This window comes from Pectobacterium artocarpous (assembly GCF_046159765.1).
In the GTDB taxonomy this organism is placed as follows: domain Bacteria; phylum Pseudomonadota; class Gammaproteobacteria; order Enterobacterales; family Enterobacteriaceae; genus Pectobacterium.
This window is the reverse complement of sequence record NZ_JBJXVK010000017.1, coordinates 36,386-51,803: the sequence shown is the minus strand read 5'-3', so window position 1 is coordinate 51,803 and position 15,418 is coordinate 36,386. Positions and strand designations below refer to the sequence as shown.

The window sequence follows — 15,418 nt, the reverse complement described above, 5'->3', positions numbered from 1 at the left end:
GCCATGAATAAATTCAATGATATTATCAACGAATGCGACCTTAGCTTTTCCGATTGGGGAAAGAACTACCCACGTTGGTCTTCGCTTGATGCAGCTTGGTGGAAAACATTTGGCGGTAATGATTACTTAAATAAATACAAAGATGGATATGTCATTTTCCACCGGGAGAAAATAAAAGAGATTGCTCGACAATATAAAATACCTGCGACTCTTCTCGCATCTGTTGCCCATGCAGAGGCCGGAGGAATGGTTGATTATTTCAAATATCCAACATTATTTGGTAGACAGGTGGTGTATTCTTACGGTGGTTGGTCAGGAATGGAAAAGATCATACCGCCCCCAGAGAAAACATCAATAGGTATTATCGCCATGCAAATTAGGGTGGTTGCCGAAATTTTCGGCAAGAATCCCAGTGCACTAAGGAATGCTGAAGCAACATACATCTCTATCTGCTTAAATAAGGATAATTTTAACCTAGCAATGGTCGCCCGCCATCTTTACGAGTTAATAAATTATGATTATCCCGGTACTGATACTTTGAACCTAACCGACGAGCAGTTCATCCTTGCAGGTTCGCGCTACAACAGAGGTATTGAACGCAGCCGCAGTGATTTTATTCGATCGATAAATGATGTAGAAAAAATCTCTTATGAAGAAAGGAACTGGTCATCATACGGTAGATCGATGCTAAACCATCGAGAAAAAATAACAAAACTGCTTTATGAGGTTACGACTCCGCCCCAAAATAGTGACAGTAATTAAAATTACGAGAACTCTTATATGCCAAACTATAGCAACATGACTTACAACATTCTATTTTATTTTTATTCAATTCTCTGCGCTTTTATTATATTGATCACGTCAATAAGAGATTACGAAGGGATGGTTGATGGGGTAGAAATAAGAAATCTCTGTGAGATACCTGAAGGAGATTCCGATGGTTTCTTTTCGTTTATTATTATTCCGCTATCTATCCCCTTCTTTATTGTAAAGAAAAGTTTAGCTAGGGCAATCACTTTTATTATTTTATTATTTTATTATTTTTGGAGTTTTTATATTAGATTTAATTTTTGCTAAAATAAAAAACCATAACACCTTTGCACACTAGCCTATGGGTTATAAAAAAAGCATCATTAATATGCGGAAAAAAATGATAAGCAATGTGATGATGAAAATAAATATCTTAAATTTCCGTTCATGCCCCTCATAAACCAGGCTTATCTCGCCATAATAAGCCCAGTTGATGATGGAGAATTACGGCATATTTTCCTGCGGCGAGGGGATGCGAACCCGATTGGCGGACAGGTAACCCACGATGGCAATACCAAACACGCCCCAAGGCAGTAGCGAAACGATCTGGGACGATGAACCGCTCAGCACATCCACGTTTCTGACCACCATAATCAGCGCCAGAAGCATAGCCACGGTGGAGATCAGCGGTGCCCATAAGCGGCTCCAGTTTGATACCGGAAGATGTGTTTCTCGCTGGAAAAAACGAATGACAGCCAGCGAAACACCAACCTGAAGCAACAGAATCGCCATCGTCGCAATCGCCGATCCTAACGCAAAGATCTGCATCATTGGATCGAGATCCGCCACCACCATCGCACACAGCACGGCGAGCACAAGGACCGTCTGTACCATGCTCGCCACGTAAGGCGTCCCTTTATTTTTGCTGACCATCGCCAGCCTGGAAGACAGCACACCATCACGCCCAATACTAAACAGGTAGCGTGAGATATTGTTGTGAAACGCCTGCGCAGCCGCAAACAGACTGGTGATCAACAACAGCGATATCATCTGCTCAGACCATTTGCCAATCAGCGCAGTCGACACATTAAGAATAAAACGTCCAGGGTCGTTAATCGCCTGCAGCCTAACCTGATCGACCCCGTAGGCCTGTACCATCATCCAACTGGTGAAAGAAAAGAACAGCATAATCAAGATAACCGCGGCCAGCGTCGCACGAGGAATCGTTTTTTCCGGGTTACGGCACTCTTCACCGTAGATCGCCGTGGATTCAAATCCGATAAACGCAGCGATACTGAAAATCAGCGCAATGCCAATGCTGCCTTGATTAATCACACTGGGCGAAAACGCCTCCAGCGTGAGCGGTGGTGTATCGTGCGACAGCAGCACCGCGATATCCACTACCAGCATGATGCCCACTTCCATCAGCATCAGTACGCCGAGTACGCGTCCGCCGACCTCCACACTCTCAACCCCCAACAGGCACATCAGCAAAAGCATCGCTACACTGTAGCCCCACCACGGCAGTTCAATACCAAGATGTTCTTGTAAATACATGCTGCTGAAGAAGCCAAACATCGCAACCACCGCGATCTGAATGGCAAAATAGGCCAGCAGCGCGACGGATAAGGCACTAAAGCCCGCACGGCGCCCCAATCCCAGCGTGATATAGCTGTAAAATGCACCGGCGTTAGTCACATAGCGGCTCATGGCGATATAGCCAAAAGAGAAAATCAGCAGTATACCGCCAGCCATCAGATAGACCGCAGGGATTCCCGCACCGTTGCCTGCGGAGATGGCGACGGGCAGACCGCCGACCACGCCGGTCAACGGCGAAGCGGCAGCGACCACAAAAAAGACCAACGACCACAGCCCCAGACTGTTTTTCTTCAATTGATGCGTATTCATCTTGCCCTCGGATACACAAAACGAACCCGATAGCGTAATACTGTGCAATCGGGCTGGTGGTAAATCCCTTGCCGTCATGCCACCTTACAGGCAAGCGCGATACAGCGATTCGATGTCCTGACGCGAAGCTGGGCGCGGATTCTGTTCCAGGCTCACGCCCATCGTCTGCATGCAGTTGTCCGCCAGCCAGGGAATATCCTGTTCGCGTACGCCCAGATCGCGGAGTGTAAACGTCAACCCGATATTTTCCAGCAAACGCTGTACCAGATAGACGCTATGCCTTGCCCGTTCGGCGTCATCCAGATGCGTTACGCTATCGCTCATCGCACCGGTAACGGCAGCGAACCCCGCAACATTGTCATCACAGGAAAAACGCATCAGTTCGGGATACAACGCGGCAAGCCCTTCACCGTGAGTGATGTTGTACAACCCGCTCAGCGGGTGTTCCATCGCATGCGGCAAACCGCAGGCCGACATCCCTATCGCCATTCCGCCCAACGTATTCGCCCAGCAGACCTGATCCCAGGCATCCAGATCGGTCACATCCCGGCAGACACGCGGTAGATAGGTGGTCAGTAGCCGAATGGCGCGCTCGGTCATGATTTCCGTCATCGGATTGCAGAACTTGCCCACCCGGGCTTCAATGTTATGGCTCAGTGCATCAAAGCCCGTTGACGCCACCATACGGGATGACTGCGTGACCATTAGCGTTGGGTCGACAATGGCGGTTTTCGCGTACAGCGCAGGCGAGAAAAACACCGGTTTATCATGGGTTTCAGGATTCGTGAAGACGGCGACGCAGTTGCCTTCGCTGCCCGTCCCCGCTGTGGTGGTCACCAGCACCAGAGGCAGCGCTTCATTGCTGGTTGGCGGCTGAAAGAGATAATCCACCAGATTGCCCGTATGACATGCCATAAACGCGATGCCTTTCGCCGCGTCCATCACGCTCCCGCCGCCGACGCCAAGCACCACATCACACTGTTGTTCACGCGCCAGCGCGGCGCCATCATCTACGGTGGTGGTAAGCGGGTTTGCCTCAACGCTGTCGAAGAGCACCCAGCGCACGCCGCGCTGGGTTAGCAGATCGGTCAATCGTGCAAGCAGCCCCGTTTGACGGCAGCTGGTTTTTCCCGTTACCAGCAGCACGCATTTCCCCCACTGCGCGACTTCCTCACCAACGCGGGTGACCTCTCCCCGGCCAATACAAAGTTTGACCGGTTGTGAATAGGTAAATGTCATCACCGTCTCCTCACACCGTTGCCGCAGAGGCACTGGCGTGCTCGGCCTGCTCGACTACGCTGTTCAGCGCAGATTCAAACGCATTCAGCGCATAGTCCAGCTCTTCTTCACTGATCGTTAGCGGCGGCAGGAAGCGGAACACCGCCAGATTATTGATGGTGAAGTTCACCTGGATACGCCATTTTTCCACCAGCAATCCGGCAATCGCCGCAGAATAGTATTCCCCCATGCTGGCGTGCAGCGCCTCCGGTAAACGCCCGAACTCAAGACCAATCATCAGGCCTTTACCGCGAACGTCTTTAATCACCTGCGGATGACGCGCCTGAATATCACGTAACCGCTGCATCATCAGCGCACCTTTGCGCTCCGCCATGCCGCAGAGATCGTGTTCGATGATGAACTGTAATGCGCCCAGTGCCGCCGCGGCGCTCAGCGTGTTCTCCTGATAGGTGGCGGTATGGTGATAGCAGGTTTCGATAGTGCCGTACGCGGCTTCATATAACGCTTCCGTACAGAGATAGCCACCAAACGGCACCAGCCCACCGGACAGCCCTTTGGCAAAGACAATACAATCCGGCACCACGTCGTCGTGTTCACAGCACCAGAACTTACCAGTACGCGCCGCACCACACTGAATTTCATCCAGAACCAGCAGCGTGTCATAGCGGTCACACAGTTCACGCGCGGCCTTCAGATAGCCAGCCGGTGGCACAATAATGCCGCCTTCCCCCTGAATCGGCTCCACGACAAACGCTTTGTATTTTCCGGTCGCCAGCGCACTTTCCAGCTCCGCGACAGAACCGTAGGTCACATGATCGATATTGCCCAGCGTGGGCTGCTGCCCTGCACGCCATTTATCCTTGCCGCCGAGTGAGACCGCGCCGGATGTCTTGCCGTGAAACGCGCCCAGCGTCGCCAACAAATGGGTTTTGTGCGCTTTATCGCGGGTACCGAGCTTAACCAGCTTGATCATCCCTTCAATCGCCTCCGCGCCCCCAGTCGCGGTGCCCATTTTGGTCAATTTGCCCTGCGGCGAGAGCAGCGCCATGTTATGTGCCAGCGCCGCCGCCACGTTGTGATAGGAAATTGCGCCCATCATGAACAAGCGGTTGTCGAAACACTTCTGCAAACAGGACCACACGAACTCATTGTTATTGCCGACAGTCACCACCCCGACGGCACCAATCATATCCAGATGCTTCTCGCCTTTATCGTCGATAAAGGTGCAGCCCTCAGCCCGAACAAAGTATTTGGCATGGCCGTCCAGAGACCGCATGCGGTTCAAGTGGGTCAATTGCAGCGCGCGCGTGGTGTCACCATCCAGTGCGATCGCATCATCAATGGTGTAAAAACCCGGTACAACGTCTTTTGCCTGTGCCATAAACAACCTCACAATATTCACAAGGGACAGCTTCACAAGAGAAATGTGCAATAGCGCACGGTGTGGAGCGTTTATAGCAATGGCTAGGGTGGGCAAAATAGAATAAATCGGTACACGCCACGGTGCAGCGTTAGCGTCTTTTTGGTGCACACTGCGCCAAAAAATAGAACTGAGCACCAAAAAACGCAGCGCAGAATATAACCTTCAGCGTCTCGGTGATATAGCAACGCCGGTTCAGCACTGGCGGATACGGTTCTGATAGCGCACAGCCTGTAGCCGTGCCAGATAGTGTTGTGGTGAACAGGAAGAGAACGCCTTGAATTCGCGGAAAAAATGCGACTGGTCGGCGTATTCAAGGCGCTGCGCCAACGTAGTCAGGCTGTCGATATTTCCCTGGTTGAGTAACGCAAGCGCTCTCTGGAAGCGGATCGTGCGGCAGAATGTTTTGGGCGACATGCCGCAGTTATCATGAAACAAACGGTGGATATAGCGTGCAGAATAGAGCGTTTTCCTCTCCAGCTCGTCTACCCGAATTTTGCCGTCATGCGCCATAATCAGGTCTATAATCTGCAATAACAGCGACGGTGCAGAGCGGTTCGTCCAGTAGGAAAAATAGTGTAGAAACACATCAACTTGCTCGTTGAAATCCTGACTATTCACCAGCCGCCGCAGCAGACGTGGCACATCAGGTGCCACCTCGTCGAAAGGGATTTCCTGCCCTGCCAGTTCCATCGGAGAAAGATCGAGAAAAGCGGGCATGATCCCCGGCATAAAGCGTACGCCAAAATAGCGCTCGCCGGGCATCAGCCGGGTAATCTGCGCCGATGCCGTGCTACCGCAAACGCGCCCACCAGGCGCATCACGACAGCAGTGCAATAGGAGATCAACACTGCCATCCGGCACGGCCAGCGTCATCGGCTCGGCACGATCGACCGTGAAGCTGTAAAAATGGGCAATGGGAGACTGGCTGATGCTTTTCTTCAGGTAATCTTCCGCCGCATTAATAACAAACCACGGCTGCAACGGCCGCACGCGAAACGACGCTGAATCAGGATGCATTGACCTTCTCCCCCGCAAAGATAACAGGGAAGATCAGGCAATTTTTGCGCCAACTCTTTTTTCGTCAGCGCGTGTCAGTCATCAGGTGTCTGGTCCGACCCTAACTACTAATTTACCGAAGTTACGACCGTGCAGCAGGCCGATAAAGGCTTCAGGGGCGTTTTCCAACCCGTCGACGATCTCTTCCCGGTATTTGATCTTACCTTCTGCCACCCACGGCGCCACCTCCTCCCAGAACTCATCGAAACGATGCCCGTAATCATCAAAGATGATGAACCCCTGCATCCGAATACGTTTCTTCAGAATCGTGCCCGCCAACAGCGGTAAACGATCGGGGCCATCGGGCAAACCTGTTGCATTGTAGCCAGAGACTAATCCGCATACCGGAATACGCGCCGAGGTATTCAGCAACGGCAGCACGGCGTCAAAGACTTTCCCGCCGACGTTTTCAAAGTAGATATCAATACCCTGCGGACAGGCTTGTTTCAACTGTTCTGCAAAATCATCCGCCCGGTGGTCGAGGCAAACATCAAACCCCAGCACTTCAACCGCGTAGCGACACTTCTCCGCCCCACCCGCTACGCCAACAACCCGGCAACCTTTCAGTTTCCCAATCTGGCCAACCGTTGCACCAACGGGGCCGGTCGCCGCAGCGACCACCAGCGTTTCCCCTGCTTTAGGCTGGCCAATATCCGTCAGACCCATATACGCGGTGAAGCCAGGCATACCCAGCACGCCTAACGCATAGGAAGGATTAGTCGGCGACTGCCCCAGATTCGTTAATCCTTTACCGTCGGAAAGCGCGTAGTCCTGCCAGCCGCTGTAGGACAGCACCCAATCGCCGGTCTGATAATCCGGGTGTCTGGACGCCACTACACGGCTCATTGTCCCGCCGACCATCACTTCATCCAGCTCGACAGGTTTGGCATAAGAAGGGGCGTCGCTCATGCGGCCACGCATATAGGGGTCAAGGGAGAGGAACACCGTACGCAGCAGAATATGCCCAGTGTCGGTCAGCGGAACAGGCTGTTGTTCCAGACGGAAATTCGCTTTCGTCGGTGCGCCGTGCGGGCGCTGAGCCAGAACCACACGGCGGTTAATTTGATCGGTTTGCGACATCGTATCCTCCGTTAAACCAAGCGTGTTGATAAAATCACTTCGTTAACAATAGGATAGGTTCTTTCTTCTGGCTACGCAAACCGTGCGGCATTCATTATGCTGCTTTGCTTTTCTCGTAACGCGACATACGTTCCAGATACCCCATGACAAGTGCAGACAGCACAAACGTCAAATGGATAATCACGTACCACATCAGCTTGTTATCCGGGATATTGCGGGCATCCATAAACACACGTAGCAGGTGGATCGACGAGATAGCGACAATCGAGGCAGCCACTTTGTTTTTCAGCGAGCCGGAATCCATCTTACCGAGCCAGTTCAGCTTTTCTCTGCCTGTGGAGATATCCAGAGACGAGACAAAGTTCTCGTAACCGGACAGCATCATCATCACCAGCAATCCGCCAACCAGTGTCATATCGATCAATGACAGCAGCACCAGTACCAAATCTGCTTCAGCGATATCCAGAATATTAGGCAGGACGTGGAACACCTCCTGGAAAAACTTGATCGCCAGCGCCAGCAAACCCAGCGATAACCCAAGATAAACCGGGGCAAGCAGCCAGCGCGATGAGTACATCAGATTCTCAATAAAACGTTCCATAACTCACTATATGCAGGTGGAAAAGAGGCAAATAATAGCGAAAAGTCCTGCGGTGGTGTTAATCAATTCTTGAACAGATTGCACTATTGTCACGCAAAGGATGTTCACTTGATAATGCCACATGCGAAGGGTTCTTCGGCAGGCTAAAAACTGAAATGTATTTTGGCCGGAAGTGGCCGGGTGTGACACCTGAAGACGTTATGCTGCATGTGGGTGTATATCCGGTGGTATAACGAACGTCGTATCAAACTGTCTCTGGGTGGTGTCAGCCCGGAAATGTACCGTCCGACAACGTGGAATCACGAGATAAAGCGGCCCAGGAAAACATCCGCCCCCCAAAACGATACGTTAGAACGATGTTGACAACGCAGGGAAGTGTCCCTGACGCAGCAGACGATTTCAGCCGCAGGTAATGGACAAGCAGGTCCATTGGCCGCCCACATCCAACTCGCCGAAGACGGAGTAGAAGTCTTCATTGACATCGTCTTTGGAAACGAAGTCGGCGGCAGGCCGGACGGGGAAGCGAATGATTTGCCTGTCATCCTCAATAGTCCTGAGCGCTCAACTTTTCGCCCATTCTCGCCAGAAATGCGAATATTTCTCCACAAGCGTGGCGGGATCTGTTGGCTTGCGACCCGTGAGACGCTCGATGGTATCCGTCTCAACAGCCATCTGGCCGAGCCCGACTGCCGCTTCATTGCTCACCATGTCGTCACTGCACCATAACACTGGCGACTTCGAACTGTCGCCTTCACTGGTTCGAGGCACGCCGAGCTTGTCCAGATGCGCATAGAAGGTTTCGGCATCAACCGGCCTGTATTCCAACGGGATGCCCGAAGCGGCGGCAATCATCTCTACGATCTTCCTTTCGGTGATCGGCAGACCGCAGACATCATAAGCGGTGTTCAGCTCCCCCTTTCCGAGCAGCAACGCAGCGCCGACCCGTCCACTATCGTCCTTGGCAACGAACGTTGCCGGGTGTTCGCCTGCGGTCGTCGTCCATTTATTGTCGCACCGCAGCGCCATCTTCACGCCATCGAGGAAGTAGTTTTCGAGGTAAAGGTTATTACGCATGATGTTAAAGGATAGGCCCGAATTTCCGATGTAGGCCTCGGTAAACGTGTGGTCCGGGATGACGTATTGCCCATATCCCTGCCGGTTGGCGCCAAAGCTGGATGTGTAGGTCAGGTGCTCTATCCCCGCATCGACCGCCGCATCAATGACGTTACGGTGCTGAAGCTGTCGGGGCAGACCGATATACACCCCTGAAACCATCCAGACGCGCTCAGCGCCAGCGAAAACATCTTTCATCCCCGCGCGATCGTCATAGCTCGCTGCGGCGATCGTTACTCCCTTCGACTTCCAGTCTTCCAACGTTTCGACAGGAATACGCGAGGGATCCGGACTGGTGAAGATCAACTCTCTACCGGATACCGCGTCAAGCATGTTGCTTGCAACGCGACCACCAAGCTGGCCGTCAGCCCCCATAACCACATAACGCATAATCAAACTCCTTCACATTTGGAAACAGAAGCTATTAAAGCCTCTCATTAGTTTGCCGAGGGTGCAAACATGCCCTCCAGCGCCTATCCGGACAAGGTTTCGGAACTGATTCGTGAGATTGCCTCCTGAAGTTTTTTCTCGTCCTCCGGCGATAGCGAGGAGCGGATGATCCTTGCGTCGATGTCGGCGAGTTCGGCCAGGACCTTTTCTGGCTGAACCTTGCGGACCAGAAGGAAGAGCGCGGAGGTGTTGGTGTTGGGCTGGACGGTCGCGGCGACCTCCCTCTTTTATGCAGCAATCGGCCAGCGCGCCGGAGCCAGCACTGACAAGACCGCGTCTCCGCAGATATTCCTTCTGCTGTTTTCTCAGGCGCGTAAGAATTTCCTCAGTCCTTACGAGAGTATCGGAGGCAATGACGACAAATTCCGACATTTCAGTTCCTTTGCTGCTGCTTGCCTGCATGTGGTTTATCTACGCTCATTGAAAGTAGTTTATTGTGCTTTTCGTGCGAAGAATAAAGACACGTTCATGAAGCCATACATCGATCACCATACGTCCACCAGCTCGACAGGGGACGATTTGCCTCGCTATGTCCTGCTCATCTCACTGGTAGCCTCATATCGGTGCGGCTTGGGAAGCGCCGACACGAACTCCTGCTTGCCCGGCCGGGGAGACACGTTGAGAATAGCGTCCATCATGGGAATGCGAACGATCCAGTGAGCCGAATCACAGTTAATACAAAATAAAAAACCACCCGAAGGTGGCCGAAGTATTCGTTTTTGAAAGCCGACAGTTAGCGAAGCCAACTTTCGACTACTCCATTCTTGTCGAAAGAAATCACAAGTGGTTGAGCCCCCTTTCCGCTCTGATTGTTTGCGACTTTCGCTGCTGAAGATGCGCCAGAAATAGGAACCAGAGACGCTGCCGCCCCAATTAAGTCAAATCCTTCATCTACAGGGTAATACCAAATTTCAGTGCCACTTGAATCGAAGCTGATAAATCTTGGCTCCGGTTCACCAAAGTCTCTTCTCACATCAGATTTAGTCGTTTTACCAACGATCAGATGCTTAGTTAAATATTCATGACTTAACTTGTCCTCATTGCCGCCAAGAGAAATCCCTCCAGAGGAGCAACCAGCCAGTAGCAAGGCACTTAACACTATACTTGGTAAGGCTTTCATAACAATCTCCTAAATTAATCAGGCGAAATTCAATTTACGAGATTGTAAGTTTTTTGTACATAGTGTCACATAAAATGACACTATGTTCGTTGTGATTTTTTAAAGGGTGGATTTGCCCCCCATATATCCAGACGTTTTTTCGCGGGGATTACCAAATCCTTTCACTTCCGAATATGTGAGGCCAGATTTTGTTGGCGATGGTCAAGTGATTTGCAAATGATCGCCGACTAAAATACAAACGGGTACTCAAGTCAAATGCAATTACGCAGCCAGTAAGTCCGGGAACGTAAAATGCCATCAGAGCCCCTTAGCGCGCCCGACTCCCGCCGGGCCGTCTGCGCGGGCGGGGAAATCAGTGACACAGCTGTGCCAGGTCGTCTCCGGACAGACCGGTCATTTTCATCACCATGCTGCGGTCCAGACCGTTCTCCAGCATCGTGCGGACGATTTTCAGGGCCGGCTCGCGCTCACCCTCGCGTTTGCCTTCCTGACGGCCTTCGACGCGGCCACGTTCGAGGCCCTTCTGCTCGCCCAACTGAATGCCCTTCTCGCTGCCATACTACGGTAGGTCATGATGCCGTCGTCCGGGATGATCAGCAGCAGCTTTTTATGCCCAGCATCGAGATAGCGTTGCATGGCAGCCACGCCATAGCGCAGGAGGCGGGGGCATGTGGCTGTCATGCGGTCACCGAACTCAAGAATAAAACGGCTCATCGCCAGCCACCAGTTCTGGATTGGCATGCTCCATTTTTTCGACGCCGACTGTATCGCCAGATAAACAACTTTCCGCACTGAGTCATCCGTTGGGCACACTTTGCGTTTCTCCTGCCGTATCACACTATTCAGCGATTCGATGACATTCGTCATATAGATGGCCTTACGGACAGACTCAGCGCCTTGACGTCGCACTGCTGGCGGCCACGAACAGCGACAACCCATCGGTATCGTTCAGGGTATAGGCTTTGCCGGTGGTGCGGGCCTGCCGGGCGACGGCATCAGTTAACGCCATAGGGTATGCCTCCTTCAAGGTTGAAGAGAGGTGTACCGCGCACAGGGAAGCGACTCAGCAAACAAGCCGCATCCGTAACGCACCCGATTTTCGTGTACTATTCGTGTACTAATTGTGTACTACTTCGGCGTGGTTGACGGTGGATTTCGCTGGATGCTCAACAGAGCGATTAGCTTGTTAAATTAGATAGCTACAGATCGTGATGGACGTCTATAGAATAAGAATTGGAGCGGGAAACGAGACTCGAACTCGCGACCCCGACCTTGGCAAGGTCGTGCTCTACCAACTGAGCTATTCCCGCATATCGGACAGACATTAACAGGCGTTACGTCTGATTACTGCACACTGATTGTATGGTGACAAACAGCGATAAAATGTGGAGCGGGAAACGAGACTCGAACTCGCGACCCCGACCTTGGCAAGGTCGTGCTCTACCAACTGAGCTATTCCCGCCCGGGAAATTCTTACTCAATGTTGAAGTTCTTTAATTGAAATTCTTCATCGGTATGGGGTGCGCATTATACGAGAAATCCGTTTAACCGCAAGCCCCAAAAAATGAAAAATAGCCTGACTGCTGATAAAAAAAACAATACGCTGACAAAATAGACGTTATGGCGTAAATAGCAGCAGTTCGCTGCACATCACGCCCTACCCATCTTGCTTCATCTACAGCCGCAAAAAATTTTCACGGTAATAAGCCAGTTCCGCCAGTGATTCACGAATATCATCCATCGCCTGATGCGTGCCTTGTTTCTTATAGTCCGCCAGAATTTCCGGCTTCCAGCGTCGCGCCAGCTCTTTGAGCGTGCTGACATCCAGATAGCGGTAGTGGAAGTAGGCTTCCAACTCCGGCATATAGCGAAACAGGAAGCGGCGATCCTGACCAATACTATTGCCACAAATCGGCGATTTACCCGCCGGCACCCATTTTTGTAGAAACGCCAGCGTTTCCAACTCGGCGGCTCGTTCGTCCGTGGTGCTGGCTTTGACGCGCTCCGTCAGGCCACTGGCGCCGTGTGTGCGTACATTCCAGTCATCCATCAGCGCTAACTGGCTATCCGACTGGTGTACCGCTAGTACCGGCCCTTCGGCCAACACGTTCAGATTAGCATCCGTCACCAGCGTTGCGATCTCAATAATGCGATCGCGATCCGGGTTCAGGCCGGTCATTTCGAGATCGATCCAGATCAGATTATTTTCATCTACCATCGTGGGTGTTCCTGTTGCGTGGGTGTTACTGTTGCCTTGTGCCCTGTCATCGATATAAGGATAACAGTATCAGTCCCAGCGCTGATACCGACAAGGTGGTATCCGTTAATTAAAATCAAATAGGGTGTATTATAGTCTGTTGAAACGCGGCGGGCGATAACGCACTGCCGCGAACGATAAATCGCATTAAGTGAGGCTCAGTGAGCAAAAAGAAACTGTCGAAAGGTCAGCAGCGTCGGGTTAGCGCCAACCACCAGCGTCGCCTGAAAAAAACGGAAAGCAAAGTCGAATGGGAAGATAGCCAACTGGGCGATGTGCAGGAAGGCATTATCATCAGCCGATTCGGTATGCACGCCGATGTGGAAGCCACCGATGGCGTGGTGCACCGCTGCAACATTCGTCGGACCATTTTATCGCTGGTGACTGGCGACCGCGTCGTCTGGCGACCCGGCCATGAATCGCTCGCTGGCATCAGCGGGATCGTGGAAGCCGTTCATCCCCGTCATTCCGTCCTGACACGCCCTGACTATTACGATGGCATTAAGCCAATCGCCGCCAATATCGATCAAATCGTGATCGTCTCCGCGATCTTGCCTGAACTGTCACTGAACATTGTCGATCGCTATCTGGTCGCCTGCGAGACGCTGGAGATCGAACCGCTGATCGTACTGAACAAAATTGATCTGCTGGATGACGAATCCCGCCAGTTTATTGATAAGTTGATGGATATCTACCGTGCGCTCAACTATCGCGTGCTGATGGTTTCCAGCCATACTCAACAGGGTATGGCTGAACTGGAACAGGCGCTTACCGACCGTATCAGTATTTTCGCCGGACAGTCAGGCGTAGGGAAATCCAGCCTGCTTAATGCGTTGCTCGCACTGGATGAAGAACGCATTCTGGTGAATGAGGTTTCCGATACCTCAGGATTAGGACAGCACACGACCACCGCCTCCCGACTTTACCATTTCCCGCACGGCGGCGACGTCATCGATTCGCCAGGCGTGCGCGAATTTGGTCTGTGGCATCTGGAACCCGAACAGGTTACGCGTGGTTTCATCGAGCTGCGCAAATACATCGGCTCGTGTAAATTCCGCGACTGTAAACATGAAAACGATCCGGGCTGTGCCATTAACGCCGCACTTAAGCGCGGAGAGATTGCCGTAGAGCGCTATGATAACTATCACCGGATTCTGGAAAGCATGGCGCAAGTAAAAACGCGTAAAGGCTTTTCAGATACAGATAACTGACATTTATCATGACCATCGTTACAATGCGCCCCCTTTGAGAGTTAACGAATCCGCTGACTCTCTGGGCTACCGCTGGCAACGTCAGGCGTGTTCCCCAAGCAGCTTATTTATGGCGCACTATTAATCCAAGAGGCTCACCGTGCTGGATAATATCAAAATCAAATTACAGTATTGGCTTCCTAAGATCTGGCTGACTCGCTTAGCTGGCTGGGGAGCAAATAAGCGTGCGGGAAAACTCACCAAGCTGGTGATCGATCTGTTTGTCCGCCAATACAACGTCAACATGCAGGAAGCGCAGCAGCCGGATACCGCATCCTATCGCACGTTTAACGAATTTTTCGTTCGCCCTCTGCGTCCAGGTATTCGCCCTATTGATTCTCATGCGCACCGTCTGGTGCAACCTGCTGACGGCGTGCTGTCGCAGTTTGGCCCTATTACCGACGGTAAGTTGATTCAGGCGAAGAAGCACGACTACACGCTGGAAGCGCTGCTGGCTGGCAACTATATGATGGCCGAGCTGTTCCGCGACGGTCTGTTTGCCACCATTTATCTTTCACCGCGTGATTACCACCGCCTTCACATGCCGTGCGATGGCGTGCTGCGTGAGATGATTTATGTGCCGGGCGATCTGTTCTCCGTCAATCTGCTGACGGCCGATAACGTGCCGAATCTGTTTGCGCGTAACGAACGCGTCATTTGCCTGTTCGATACTGAATTCGGGCCATTGGCACAAATTCTGGTCGGTGCGACCATTGTCGGTAGCATCGAAACCGTGTGGTCAGGCGTGGTGACGCCACCGCGTGAAGGTATCATCAAGCGTTGGACTTACCCGCAGGCGGGTGAAGAAGGCGCCGTCGTACTGGCGAAAGGCGAGGAAATGGGCCGCTTCAAGCTGGGTTCAACGGTGATTAACCTGTTTGCCGCAGGCAATAATCTCCAGTTTGCCGCCCATCTGAATACCATGAGCGTGACCCGTGTGGGTGAACCGTTTGCCGAAGTCCGTCAGGATGAACCAACACCTGTCGTCTTCCCGGAAGGAACCGAACTGGCAGCAAACGACGCCGCACCGTCGCCTGTCGTTGCAACGCCTGGGTCTGTTCAGGCTGCGGAACAAAATATTGCGGCTGACGCCTCCGGCCAGACGGGCCGCAAACCCGATGCGCCGTAAATAGCGTCTGACCTTAGTCGCTTGTACAGAGTGTTGTTTGTA

General features: G+C 52.2%; 15 protein-coding genes, 2 tRNA genes and 3 pseudogenes. 6 read left to right on the top strand and 14 right to left on the bottom strand.

Annotated elements, in window-relative coordinates; genetic code table 11:
- Positions 1 to 3: 3 nt before the first annotated feature.
- Both ACKQAD_RS12390 and ACKQAD_RS12385 read left to right on the top strand, forming a co-directional pair.
- Positions 4 to 762 (top strand): hypothetical protein, encoded by a 759-nt coding sequence (locus tag ACKQAD_RS12390; protein ID WP_409160431.1) that lies wholly within the window; start codon positions 4 to 6, stop codon positions 760 to 762.
- Positions 763 to 780: 18 nt separating this feature from the next.
- Positions 781 to 1,077: a DUF2645 family protein gene (locus ACKQAD_RS12385; protein WP_409160430.1), complete on the top strand. Its 297-nt coding sequence runs from the start codon at positions 781 to 783 to the stop codon at positions 1,075 to 1,077.
- A gap of 177 nt (positions 1,078 to 1,254) precedes the next feature.
- Here the strand turns inward: ACKQAD_RS12385 and ACKQAD_RS12380 are convergent, their stop codons facing one another.
- The 6 genes from ACKQAD_RS12380 to ACKQAD_RS12355 all read right to left on the bottom strand — a co-directional run bounded on the left by ACKQAD_RS12380 (position 1,255) and on the right by ACKQAD_RS12355 (position 8,057).
- A complete protein-coding gene (locus ACKQAD_RS12380; RefSeq protein ID WP_409160429.1) occupies positions 1,255 to 2,658 on the bottom strand; it encodes an APC family permease in 1,404 nt (467 codons plus the stop codon).
- A gap of 84 nt (positions 2,659 to 2,742) precedes the next feature.
- A complete protein-coding gene (locus tag ACKQAD_RS12375) occupies positions 2,743 to 3,897 on the bottom strand; it encodes an iron-containing alcohol dehydrogenase (RefSeq protein ID WP_409160428.1) in 1,155 nt (384 codons plus the stop codon).
- 10 nt (positions 3,898 to 3,907) lie between these two features.
- Positions 3,908 to 5,278 (bottom strand): aspartate aminotransferase family protein, encoded by a 1,371-nt coding sequence (locus tag ACKQAD_RS12370; protein WP_409160427.1) that lies wholly within the window; start codon positions 5,276 to 5,278, stop codon positions 3,908 to 3,910.
- A 234-nt stretch (positions 5,279 to 5,512) separates the two neighbouring features.
- Complete coding sequence (locus ACKQAD_RS12365; RefSeq protein WP_409160426.1) at positions 5,513 to 6,337, bottom strand: helix-turn-helix domain-containing protein; 825 nt, start codon at positions 6,335 to 6,337, stop codon at positions 5,513 to 5,515.
- Positions 6,338 to 6,418: 81 nt separating this feature from the next.
- Positions 6,419 to 7,456, bottom strand: coding sequence for an NADPH-dependent curcumin/dihydrocurcumin reductase (gene curA / locus ACKQAD_RS12360; protein WP_409160425.1), 1,038 nt, complete (start codon positions 7,454 to 7,456; stop codon positions 6,419 to 6,421).
- 94 nt (positions 7,457 to 7,550) lie between these two features.
- Positions 7,551 to 8,057: a TIGR00645 family protein gene (locus ACKQAD_RS12355; protein ID WP_409160424.1), complete on the bottom strand. Its 507-nt coding sequence runs from the start codon at positions 8,055 to 8,057 to the stop codon at positions 7,551 to 7,553.
- An 86-nt stretch (positions 8,058 to 8,143) separates the two neighbouring features.
- Between ACKQAD_RS12355 and ACKQAD_RS12350 the strand changes: the two are divergent.
- Positions 8,144 to 8,367, top strand: a pseudogene (locus ACKQAD_RS12350) (IS3 family transposase); the annotation flags it as partial.
- Positions 8,368 to 8,618: 251 nt separating this feature from the next.
- On the opposite strand, the gene ACKQAD_RS12345 reads toward ACKQAD_RS12350, so the two are convergent.
- Positions 8,619 to 9,560: an NmrA family NAD(P)-binding protein gene (locus ACKQAD_RS12345; protein ID WP_409160423.1), complete on the bottom strand. Its 942-nt coding sequence runs from the start codon at positions 9,558 to 9,560 to the stop codon at positions 8,619 to 8,621.
- An 83-nt stretch (positions 9,561 to 9,643) separates the two neighbouring features.
- Positions 9,644 to 9,790, bottom strand: coding sequence for a DUF1269 domain-containing protein (locus ACKQAD_RS12340; RefSeq protein WP_409160477.1), 147 nt, complete (start codon positions 9,788 to 9,790; stop codon positions 9,644 to 9,646).
- Positions 9,791 to 9,812: 22 nt separating this feature from the next.
- Here ACKQAD_RS12340 and ACKQAD_RS12335 point away from each other — a divergent pair, with 22 nt between their 5' ends.
- On the top strand, positions 9,813 to 10,280 hold the full coding sequence (locus ACKQAD_RS12335) for a hypothetical protein (protein ID WP_409160422.1): 468 nt from the start codon (positions 9,813 to 9,815) through the stop codon (positions 10,278 to 10,280).
- 73 nt (positions 10,281 to 10,353) lie between these two features.
- Here the strand turns inward: ACKQAD_RS12335 and ACKQAD_RS12330 are convergent, their stop codons facing one another.
- The 6 genes and pseudogenes from ACKQAD_RS12330 to orn all read right to left on the bottom strand — a co-directional run bounded on the left by ACKQAD_RS12330 (position 10,354) and on the right by orn (position 12,958).
- A complete protein-coding gene (locus tag ACKQAD_RS12330) occupies positions 10,354 to 10,740 on the bottom strand; it encodes a hypothetical protein (protein ID WP_409160421.1) in 387 nt (128 codons plus the stop codon).
- 352 nt (positions 10,741 to 11,092) lie between these two features.
- Positions 11,093 to 11,269: pseudogene (locus ACKQAD_RS12325) on the bottom strand (Rpn/YhgA-type helix-turn-helix domain-containing protein); the annotation flags it as partial.
- Positions 11,270 to 11,418: 149 nt separating this feature from the next.
- Positions 11,419 to 11,625, bottom strand: a pseudogene (locus ACKQAD_RS12320) (transposase); the annotation flags it as partial.
- Positions 11,626 to 11,974: 349 nt separating this feature from the next.
- Positions 11,975 to 12,050 (bottom strand) — tRNA-Gly (locus tag ACKQAD_RS12315).
- A 76-nt stretch (positions 12,051 to 12,126) separates the two neighbouring features.
- A tRNA-Gly gene (locus ACKQAD_RS12310) sits at positions 12,127 to 12,202 on the bottom strand.
- A 213-nt stretch (positions 12,203 to 12,415) separates the two neighbouring features.
- The gene (gene orn, locus ACKQAD_RS12305) at positions 12,416 to 12,958 is read right to left on the bottom strand and encodes an oligoribonuclease (RefSeq protein ID WP_409160420.1); all 543 of its coding nucleotides are present in this window, start codon (positions 12,956 to 12,958) and stop codon (positions 12,416 to 12,418) included.
- 200 nt (positions 12,959 to 13,158) lie between these two features.
- On the opposite strand from orn, the gene rsgA reads away from it, so the two are divergent.
- Both rsgA and asd read left to right on the top strand, forming a co-directional pair.
- Entirely contained in the window at positions 13,159 to 14,208 is a 1,050-nt protein-coding gene (gene rsgA, locus ACKQAD_RS12300) for a small ribosomal subunit biogenesis GTPase RsgA (protein ID WP_409160419.1), read from the top strand.
- Between the two features lie 139 nt (positions 14,209 to 14,347).
- Positions 14,348 to 15,376: an archaetidylserine decarboxylase gene (asd, locus tag ACKQAD_RS12295; protein ID WP_409160418.1), complete on the top strand. Its 1,029-nt coding sequence runs from the start codon at positions 14,348 to 14,350 to the stop codon at positions 15,374 to 15,376.
- Positions 15,377 to 15,418 lie beyond the last annotated feature (42 nt).